We start from the raw sequence: 273 nt of genomic DNA, 5'->3' as shown, positions 1-273 counted from the left end.
CGCAGCAATTGCAGAAACGTTTGAGCTTCCATCTGAAGAGGAGGCTGGCTGGAAAAAGGCTCTGCGATCTCTGGCAGACAAGCTCGGAGAGGAAACAGAGGCGAAAAGCTGGATCGATGCCTATGAGCGCAGAAGCACTCTTGCCCGGGAAGTGGTTGCTGGCGCATTGGGTGAGGAGGCTGTACTTCCCGTACGGTTTCTGAAGAACCGTTTATACGCTTCCTGCAATCAAGGCATTTCTGATGTCGTGTATGGCGACCTTGGATTACGAAG

At 52.7% G+C, this 273-nt stretch carries 1 protein-coding gene; it reads left to right on the top strand.

Translation table 11 applies throughout. The annotated features are described in order from the left end of the window. On the top strand, positions 1 to 273 hold a 273-nt coding region (locus tag SB773_RS31725), incomplete at both ends, for a TroA family protein (protein ID WP_486304315.1).

Source organism: Bacillus sp. SIMBA_074, from assembly GCF_046534555.1.
GTDB classification, from domain to species: domain Bacteria; phylum Bacillota; class Bacilli; order Bacillales; family Bacillaceae_G; genus Bacillus_A; species Bacillus_A mycoides.
This window is presented reverse-complemented; position numbering and strand designations above follow the sequence as displayed.